We start from the raw sequence: 9,424 nt of genomic DNA, 5'->3' as shown, positions 1-9,424 counted from the left end.
GTTTGCCGCCGACTTCCTTCAGATTCCGCCTCACGACGGACACCCTTGTCTTAAGCTACGGCTACTGCTACCTTCGCCGTTCGGGACTTTCACCCTATAGACAGCGCCCATGCCGGGCGCACAAGAAAACACCCGGACCCCTCCCGGGACACCGGGCGTTTCCAGCATTCATCTAATGCTCCCCGGCGCGACCGGTGCCTACGGCCTACAAGCCGGGTGAATAGCTTGCCGACCGGACACAGCACCGAATCCAGCTACACTCGGCAAGCTACTCCAGCGGTCGGATAGGTCCCTTGGAATTCTCCATACGACTGGCAGAGCTTGACACTACCGGCCGCACCGCCGGAGCCACCGGGAACCCCCATGGACTTGCGGCGCCGGCAAGCTTTATTCAGACCCCCTATCGGCTGATGAAAGGGCCTTCTACGCTTATGGCCGGGGTTCCGGTTCCTTTGAATACTCTCACGAAATGAGATAAACCCAGTTTATCATCATCCAAATACACATCCAATTCAACATAGCCGAGCAAAGAACCATCTTCATCGAAGGAAAGGGAAGGAATAGGTATTGTTAAGAACCCTTTCTCAATAGATGCCTTAGCCCCTTGCCCGTCATAATCATCATCATGGGTGGAATAAACAATCTCGCACTCCGTATCTTCCGGCACATTAGCCGCTTTGAGCGGGATGTCGACCGCCCGGCCTTCCAAAACGGGAAACCCCCGCGGTGGATAGACGGTACCCAAAGCTTTTTCCGCCACCGACGAAGGTGTCTCATCCGGATCAACTCCGACCGGCCAGATCTTGATGTTAGTCGGCAGAAGCGGAATTTTCTCTGAGGACCGCATGATCCTTGGCGCGCGCTCGCCGTACTGGACCCAGAGCCAGTACTCATCTTGCGAGCGCTCGTTGATATAAACGTTTCCGGGGTTGACATACCCGCCTTCACCGTCGCCCTGCAGCCAGAAGCCAAGAGGATCTGAATACCAATCCCTCAGTTCGATGCTCAGCTCACCGGGGGCATCGGTGTCTATACGGAAAGGAAGCCTTACATACTCGGTTAACAGATCACTAACATCGAGGCTATCCTGAGGCAGTACGAAGGGACCGGGAATCCCGATGGCATACCACTGCCCGTCCTCCCACGTAAAGTCCGGGATCTCTAAATTGCTTAAGTCAATGGACAAATAGGTATCGCCGATATACACGCTTTCTATCACGCTGACCGTATTCCAGTTCTCGCCAGTCCATTTGAGGAGCTCGACATTATCAGATGGACTTCCGCTCCTTATTATATCGTGACTAAACTTCACCATAATAGTCTCGTCACTCCCCACCCTCTCGGCACCGACAGCGGGATAGGTTTCTTCAATACTTAGGGCTCCCACGGATGCAGACATCATCACGGAATAGGGCTTACCGTCCAAGGCGCGATTAACATCAACTTCCAGCAAGTTGCCCCTATAGTCTTCAGCCTTAATGATTACTGCATACGGTTCATAACCGCCCTCCCTCACTTCCCGCAGATAAGAATCTAGAATCTCACGGTGCTCATTGTCGACACCCAACTGGATCGATAATTCGTAATCACGGCTGCCTGCTGAAATGATCTCGCTCCGGCCGACGACCAGAGTATCATTTTCGACTTCAACGTCATAATTATCTTCATACCATTCAACAAAATCTTGCCCCATGACCAATTCGGCACTAACCGTGGCGATACCAGTCAATTCGTCCCCGAGACGGACTACTACCTCCAGCGTGCGGTCAACGGGCAGCAAGGGAGTGCTTAAACTGGCGCTCACCAGCATGGGTGGATTCGCGTCAGCAAAGGCAAAAACTCGATACGCTCCGTTTTCGGCTAACAGCTCGCTGTCATAAGCGTCAGGGTTAAGCCCCGCAGGATAGCTGTCGTGGGGGACATACCACTCGTGAACCAGCACTGGGAACAGACCGGCTTCAAAGGCTACCTCCGGCACCACCCAATTGTCGGCCCCATCCTTGGACAGCAGGCCAACCAAAGTCCACTGGCCGTCCCATTCCACTTCCATTTCCGCTTTCCACAAACCGAGAGATACATCCACCGGGAGATACTCCACGACCACCAATTCGCCGATGGGGCTCTCGAAAATACCCATCAGGAAGTCTACTCCGCTTTCGTCAGAAGCAAATACCCGCGATGAAAGGATTAACTGGTTATCGCTATTTCTTGTCAAAATAGTCTCGTTAGGGTCAATTATCACCTCTACAGGATGCGGGTCCCATTGCACATTAGTTACCATAAACTTTCCGGCGCTATCTCCCGGATGATAATACCAACTGCTGTAGCGATCCATGCCAAATTCATAATCACTTATATACACTAACTCCCATTCTCCCGGAGTCATGCCTGGATGTAGCGGGATAGTGGCCGAATACGTCAGTTCCTCGCTTTCGGAGTCCCGGACCAAGTAAACGGTAGAAAACTGGGAGGACTCCTTCGCTCTAAGGGTAGCAGACAGAATCAACATATCTTCCAAAACATACTCGAACCCGAACTCCGTTAAATCACCCGGCTTCAGATTAACAGTAACGAAACCAAGGGAGGTCAGGTTGTACTCATCCACCAAAACAGGCTGGCTTCCCGCCACTCCTTCCTTCCATATTCTGGCAAAGTAGTTTTTGTCAGTTTGCAGTGGTTCTTCCGATACAAGAACTAAACTGGCTAACTCATCTGCCTCGAAAGGAGCTACATAACGTTCATAGTATTCTAGGAGTCTCTCTCTCTAACTGTAACGGCTCATGTCCGGCGCAAATCTCCAGCAAGTACTCCTCATCGTCTACGTACATAGGCACGCGGGAGATATAGTCTTCCGCCTTAAATATTTCTCCCCATCGAACTTCGACTGCCCTAGCGAAATAAATGGGAACTTCCATTTCGTCGTGTGAGTAAATCCAATTATAGTACCACTCATAAACAGGCTTGATATTGATATGCCCGCTGGCAATAATTCTGTCCTGGGTCGAACCGGCAAAGGACTCAGTGGCAAAGGTAAGGATTGTTTCCGGCAAGCTATTCCCGTCCGTGTCTTTAATAGCACCTTTCTGGATCGTTAAATTGCAGACGGAACCATAGGGCAGCCGATCTCGCGGACTAATTTTCATGCTCATCCCATCTGCTGCTAACGTTACATGAATACCGATGTGCTCCGCCCCTGCCCGTAACAAAATCTGATTCGCATTCACTACGACTTTCCTGTTGAAGTTCAACACAATACTTCCATCCACAGGGAAACTCGTGCGAATATTATCATCTTGCAATGTATGGGATATTAGCTCCAGGTCGGGTTCCGGCTGGGGTTCCTCGTCGCCCGGTTCCGGCTCTTCATCCACCGGGCCGGTTCCTCCCCCTCCACCGCCATCATCGTCATCGTCGTCATCATCAACTACTGCCGGTGGAGTCTGAGCACTAGGCTGCCCAAATTCCTGCTCTAAAGCTTCCATGGTATTCAATAGTTCCTGCAAGGACTCCATGACCTGCTGCAGCACCGGCGGAGGCGCTGGCAGCTCTTGCCCGGGCTCCTGCGGTGCCGGCAGCTGCCCGGCTTGGACCGGCGGCATGGGCGCAGGGGGTGCTGCCAATCTTTCCTGGATCTCCTCAATCCGCTCGGTGATCCATTCTTTCATGGCTACCCATTCTTGCTTTTCTTCGGTGGTCATGGGTTCGGGTTCGGTGGGCGGAGCACCGGCTTCTTCGATGGCGGTTCTCTCGCCCGCTTTGATGGGCACGGTGTAGTCACCGCTTTGGACTTCTCCCTCACCGTGAAGGAAGTTGATTATTTCCCTAATTCTGTTACCAATCTGCTCTAACTGGATCTTCCAGAAGCTGCCTCGTACTGCGGCCACGCCGTGGGGCATGTTAACTTTTACCTTGACTTTCTTCAACTGCAGCTGCTTCCACGGGGGGAAGCTGTTTAAAGGCTTCTGAATTCTCATCAATGGGCTCAACTTGCGCGACTTTGGTGGTCAAAGCAGCGTGGTCGGCATAGCCGGCGGCGGCCCAGTCGTCTCCGGCTAAGGCTAACAAGGGAAACCTGGTCCAATTGCCGGCGCCTGCTTCTTGGAGCAATGCTTCACCTTCCACTCCCCGGCTGGCAAGGGCACCGAACATGGTCCCTCTTAAAAACTGCACTTCCAAATCTTCCACGGCACTGGCAGCACTGCCGTCGGGCAGGATGAAGAGAGAACCCACCAGCTTCAATACTTTCATTTCCGAATTAGGCTGCAGCAGCATGCCGCTTCCGTCTTCAAAGCGGATTTCCGCTTCGGCTTTGTTCCCGGTAATGATGAGGTCGTCAACGGCTAATTCTATGGGCCCGGACACGGTCACTGGTTTCTGGCCCGGTTTCTGGACTTGGACAACGCCGGTTTTAGGTACCAGGGTGGCTTTTAAGGGCACCAGGCGCCAATCTTCGTGGATGGTATGTAGTAAGGCGAAAGCGCGGGCGAATTCCACCCGGGTGGCGGGCCAATCGGGTTGGAAACGTTTCTCGGCATCTGTACCCATGAGCCCGGCATCAATGATACTGTTTACGGCATCATAGGCCCATTGGGGCAGGTCCACGGCAAGGGAAGCGCCGGACCATTGATAGTCAACGCCATAGATTCTAAACAGGATCATGGCTGTTTCCGCACGGGTCAGTTGGCGCTGGGGTTGGAAAGTACCGTCGGGGTAACCGGTTAGAAGGCCGAGGCTAGTGGCGGTTTCAATGTAGGGATAAGCCCAATGTTCCGGGGAAACGTCAGAGTAGGAAGGTTCTTCCGGGAGGTTCACCGGGAGGTCCAGAGGTGGGTCAATGGAGGTGATGATAATCTTGGCGGCCTCAGCCCTGGTCAAGGGGCCGTAGGGTTGGAAGGTGCCGTCAGGATACCCGTTAATAATCTCCCTGCTCTGAAGGAATCTTACATAGCGAAAGCTCTCGTCAGTAACGTCAAGATCTCGAAAAGGTGGACCCGTATCACTTTCAGCTGCCTGTAGGTATCCGGTGGAAAAGAACAGGCTCAGACCGATTACCAGCAACAACACTGCAAACTGCCGGCAAAGCTTGTAAGAATCAGGACTACGAGGGTTCACGGCGTAATCACCCCTGATACTTTTATTTGTCCTGACAAGTTCGGCAAATATCTGCCGATTCCTCTCACTTGCTGAAAAATACTATCCTTTTTGGTCACACAAAAATACTCCTCGTTCAAAATAGACGAGGAGTAACAACTTAAAGATAGAAGTTCCGTCTTACCGGCATTTTCCGGCAGTATGGCAGCAGCTTGGCCTTCCGATCCCCCATCCGGATTCCGGAGCTAACCACCGGTATGCCAAATATTCGAATGAAATGCTTACCGGTGCTCTCCCTATCGTTCATAAGACTGTGACACACTCTGGGACGGATGCTGCCCGTTTTCCGGTTCAACTTGAAAAGACTGCGTTTGCAGTTTCCAACCCAGCCTTACTCTCCAAACGAAATACCAATAGACCGTGCTGTCTTGATTAAATCATGGTCAGGATCAATCAATCGCTGCTCTTTAAGCTGCTTGCTTAACGGCACACTGCATACTTTATCGCCCCGCAATACCACCAGCCTGCCGAAATCCTTGTTCGCGGCCAATTCCACCGCATGGCAACCTAAGCGGGTACCGAGAATCCGGTCATAAGCGATAGGGGTCCCGCCCCGCTGGAGATGACCCAACACGGTGGCCCGGGCTTCGATGCCGGTGCGGTCTTCAATCATGGTCGCCAACACCCCTGCTTTACCTCCCGCCATACCGGCGCCGTCCACCCGGCAGGCGCTGCCCGGCGGAAGACTAATACCCTCGGCCATAACAATTATACTGAATTGCTTCCCCATCGCCCGGCGCTCCTCAATTTTCCGGCAGATACCTTCCAGGGTGAAAGGAATTTCCGGGATTAAGATTACATCCGCCCCGCCGGCCAGGCCGGCATGGAGGGCGATCCACCCGGCATTCCGCCCCATCACTTCCAGAATCATGGCCCGGTGATGGCTCTCCGCCGTGGTATGTAGAATATCGCATGCATTGACCGCCGTTTGTACCGCCGTTTGGAAACCGAAGGTGTAATCCGTGGACATGAGATCATTGTCAATGGTCTTAGGAATCCCGATCATCGGCAGCTCGTACCGTTCCATCAAATCGATACCGATACTCAAAGTACCGTCTCCCCCGACCACCAGCAGCCCATCCAAACCCAGTTTCTTGATATGATCTGCCGCCCGATCACTTACATCCCTGCCCCGGTAGTTAAAGGGATTATCCCGGTTGGTGGTACCAAGGATCGTCCCGCCCCGGTGCAGGATCCCACTGACGCTCTGGTCAGTAAAAGTTAGATAATCATTTTCGATAACACCTTTAAAGCCGTTTCTAAAACCGATAATCTCAAAACCATAGCGATGAATCGCCGTTCTCACCGCCGACCGGATAACGGCATTGAGGCCCGGTGCGTCGCCACCGCCGTTTAAAATACCTAAACGCACTGTTGGCCCACCTCCCTAGGCAAAATAGTTTGATACAGTGGTAGACCACTGCTAATCACAGGATAAGCATTCTTGTGTTTGCCTTCTTCTTAGGAATGAAAAGAAACATGCAAGCAGAAAACATTAGCCGGGTATTGCTTAGAGAAAGCAAAATTTATGTACAATAAACATGACACAAAAGATAAAATATTGTAGGTGCTTTCCTTGAACAGCCAGCGGTTGGGTGATTATTTTAAGAAACAGGCAAAACCTTCCGGAAATTACGTAAATATTGAAATCGACAATGTTTATGAAACGTTAAGAGCATTAGCAGCTTTTTTTTACAGAAAGAAACATGAATGGGTAGCTATCTGTTTTCTTGACGCAAATTTTGTCTGTAAATCTATCTGGTTCAATAAAGGTTCAGATCATACACAAGCACGTTTGGGTCTCACAGTCCAAGATGTAGGCAATCGCGCCGAAGCGCTAAAGTGTAAATATGTTATCATAGCTCACAACCATCCGATATCTTCCTTCAATATGCCACGGCACAGTACTAGACGGGAAAATATTGCTGCCAGTTATGCCCAAAAAGAATTACAATTTGGATTTAGTGCAACTGACCGGCGTACAGGCGAAACTTGGAGAGCATATCTAGTTTCCAGAAACATTGGCTTTGCCCAAGCGGTAATAGTCGCTGGTGACATATTATTAGAAGGTAATGAAGAAATCATAGACAATTTCAGGAGCAATAGGCTTCAACTCCATAAAAGCGACGGTAACAGCTACTCCATGTCTATCGCGGCTGTATTGATTGCGTTATTGGCAGGAGTATTCTTATTTCCTCGTCTTTCCGGTTACGTTCTTCCTTTCTTAGTCATAATAGTGGTAGTGTTCTTAATAATACACTTTGCCACCTATTGAATCGTCAAAAGATAATGCCTGTGACGGCTGCTTGAATTAACTATCCAGTATCTTTCATGTCTCACGTGAGCATGGGCATTTCTTTACCCCTTGCCCACTTTCTGGCAGTTCAAGAAAGCTCTCCCTTAGGCTAAAAAGAGTAATTCAGGATTTGATGTGCGTATTCAATACATCTTTTGGCATCTTCTCTAACTACAACAAGCCTCTCCTGAGTCGGATACCTGGTCTCTATGTAATAAGAATTCAAAAAGGCCGCCTGCGGAATGAATTGCTTAAAGTTTTCATCTATTCGATAGCATCTTTGCAATAATCCCATTAAGAAGTGCCCGCTGTGTAAAATCCCCGCTTTTTTATGAGAAAGGCTTTTAAGTATTTTTCTACAGCTTGTTGACAATGAAACGCCACTAATTCCTCTAGCCCGCCCGCTTCGTACAGTATCTTAGCTGCTTCCAGGTCTTTCCTTGCCATAACCACCCAATCTTCATAGCTCTGGCTGTCTATGGCAGAGCACTTTTCCCTCCCGGCTTATCTTGCCAATTAGCGTGCCTGGGTTGCCTTTATGCTCCTCCCACTCTTGGATACCGCAGAGGAACAAATCAACCTCAAAATCCGTTAGCTCAAGAATTTCCGGTAGTAAATTGCTTCTCAGCGTGACCCTTTCTTTCACATCGAGCCGGTCTTCCAGTACCACACACAGGTCTATATCGCTGTTGGGCGTGGCAACGCCTCTGGCACAGGAGCCAAATAGAATAATTAACCTCGGACTAAGTCTCCTTACCAGATAATCCACAACCTTCGGCAGAGCGGAATACTGGTCTACCTTCGCAAGGTGCGGTTTGCCCACCTCAATCACCCCGCGGGAATTTGTTATTTCTATGTTATCATACAAAAGGAACATCTTCCATTAAATTCCTAGTTGTCTTTGTATTTTATCCAACAAAGCCGGGAAAAAATTCCAGCCTTGACGTTTGGATAACAGTCAAGGCTGCACTGGAATAAGTACCTGCTATAGCAACTTTCTAAATCATCTATCACACGCCCATGGAAATGCGCTTAGCTCACATTTCCCTCCGGCCGAGGAATGCTTTGGCCAGGGTCATTTCGTCGGCATATTCCAGCTCCCCGCCCACGGGCAACCCGTGGGCAATCCTGGTCACCTTAATCCCCAAAGGTGCCAGGAGTCTGGCCAGGTACATGGCCGTGGCTTCTCCTTCTACATTAGGGTTCGTGGCGATAACTACCTCTTCTACTTGATGGTCCCTGACCCTGTCCAGCAATTCTTTAATCCTTAGCTGCTCCGGTCCAATCCCGTCCATGGGAGAAATAACCCCGTGTAATACATGATAAAGTCCCTTGTACTCCCGCGTCCGCTCCAAAGCCACCACATCCCGCGGGTGCTCCACCACGCAGATAATGGTCCTGTCCCTGCTTTCATTCCGGCAGATGGCACATGGATCCTGGTCCGTCAAATCTCCACAGACGGAGCAATACTTTACTTTTTCCTTGGCTTCAATAATGGCTTGGGCCAAGGCCCTGGCTTCCTCAGTACTAACAGACAATAAGTGAAAGGCCAGCCGTTGAGCTGTTTTTGGACCGACGCCCGGCAGTTTATTTAATTCCGCAATGAGATTGGCTAATGGCTTAGCATGATACAGCATGGCAGCGGTTAGAACAGTCCGGGAATCCTCAGATTGCCGGTGATCTTGCTCATTTCTGCGGCTACCATTTCTTGGGCTTTCCGCAAAGCCTCGTTCACCGCTGCTAGTACCAAATCTTCCAGCATTTCCACGTCGTCCGGATCCACGGCATCAGGGCTGATCTTAATGGAAACAATCTCCTGCTTCCCGTTGGCTACAACCTCGACCGCTCCGCCGCCGGCCGTAGCATTGACGGTTTTGTGGGCCAGCTCCTCTTGCAACTTGGCCATATCCGCCTGCATTTTCTGGACCTGCTTCATCATCTTACCCATATTGCCCATTCCCATTAATCATTTCCTCC

Annotated in this window: 9 protein-coding genes; 1 reads left to right on the top strand and 8 read right to left on the bottom strand. The window is 50.6% G+C overall.

The window, feature by feature from the left end; translation table 11 throughout:
• Positions 1-400: 400 nt before the first annotated feature.
• The 4 genes from GXX34_04100 to GXX34_04085 form a co-directional block, all read right to left on the bottom strand.
• Positions 401-2,605 (bottom strand): hypothetical protein, encoded by a 2,205-nt coding sequence (locus GXX34_04100; protein ID HHW06707.1) that lies wholly within the window; start codon positions 2,603-2,605, stop codon positions 401-403.
• A 133-nt stretch (positions 2,606-2,738) separates the two neighbouring features.
• On the bottom strand, positions 2,739-3,923 hold the full coding sequence (locus GXX34_04095; protein ID HHW06706.1) for an Ig-like domain-containing protein: 1,185 nt from the start codon (positions 3,921-3,923) through the stop codon (positions 2,739-2,741).
• Complete coding sequence (locus tag GXX34_04090) at positions 3,898-5,064, bottom strand: S-layer homology domain-containing protein (protein ID HHW06705.1); 1,167 nt, start codon at positions 5,062-5,064, stop codon at positions 3,898-3,900. The genes GXX34_04095 and GXX34_04090 overlap by 26 nt, the downstream gene beginning before the upstream one ends.
• A gap of 418 nt (positions 5,065-5,482) precedes the next feature.
• Positions 5,483-6,523: a 6-phosphofructokinase gene (locus tag GXX34_04085; GenBank protein ID HHW06704.1), complete on the bottom strand. Its 1,041-nt coding sequence runs from the start codon at positions 6,521-6,523 to the stop codon at positions 5,483-5,485.
• Between the two features lie 204 nt (positions 6,524-6,727).
• Here GXX34_04085 and GXX34_04080 point away from each other — a divergent pair, with 204 nt between their 5' ends.
• Positions 6,728-7,426: a hypothetical protein gene (locus GXX34_04080; GenBank protein HHW06703.1), complete on the top strand. Its 699-nt coding sequence runs from the start codon at positions 6,728-6,730 to the stop codon at positions 7,424-7,426.
• Positions 7,427-7,556: 130 nt separating this feature from the next.
• Here GXX34_04080 and GXX34_04075 read toward each other — a convergent pair whose 3' ends face one another.
• From GXX34_04075 to GXX34_04060, 4 genes are all read right to left on the bottom strand, one after another.
• Complete coding sequence (locus GXX34_04075) at positions 7,557-7,820, bottom strand: HEPN domain-containing protein (GenBank protein ID HHW06702.1); 264 nt, start codon at positions 7,818-7,820, stop codon at positions 7,557-7,559.
• Positions 7,821-7,907: 87 nt separating this feature from the next.
• On the bottom strand, positions 7,908-8,216 hold the full coding sequence (locus GXX34_04070) for a nucleotidyltransferase domain-containing protein (protein HHW06701.1): 309 nt from the start codon (positions 8,214-8,216) through the stop codon (positions 7,908-7,910).
• A gap of 268 nt (positions 8,217-8,484) precedes the next feature.
• Positions 8,485-9,084: a recombination protein RecR gene (gene recR / locus GXX34_04065; GenBank protein HHW06700.1), complete on the bottom strand. Its 600-nt coding sequence runs from the start codon at positions 9,082-9,084 to the stop codon at positions 8,485-8,487.
• Positions 9,085-9,092: 8 nt separating this feature from the next.
• Complete coding sequence (locus GXX34_04060) at positions 9,093-9,410, bottom strand: YbaB/EbfC family nucleoid-associated protein (protein HHW06699.1); 318 nt, start codon at positions 9,408-9,410, stop codon at positions 9,093-9,095.
• Between the last annotated feature and the right edge of the window lie 14 nt (positions 9,411-9,424).

Source organism: Clostridia bacterium, assembly GCA_012840125.1.
In the GTDB taxonomy this organism is placed as follows: Bacteria; Bacillota; DULZ01; order DULZ01; family DULZ01; genus DULZ01.
This window is presented reverse-complemented; position numbering and strand designations above follow the sequence as displayed.

Coding starts and splice junctions, on each gene's coding strand:
- GXX34_04060 (HHW06699.1), bottom strand. CDS start 9,410: ATGGGAATGGGCAATATGGGTAAGATGATGAAGCAGGTCCAGAAAATG.
- recR (HHW06700.1), bottom strand. CDS start 9,084: ATGCTGTATCATGCTAAGCCATTAGCCAATCTCATTGCGGAATTAAAT.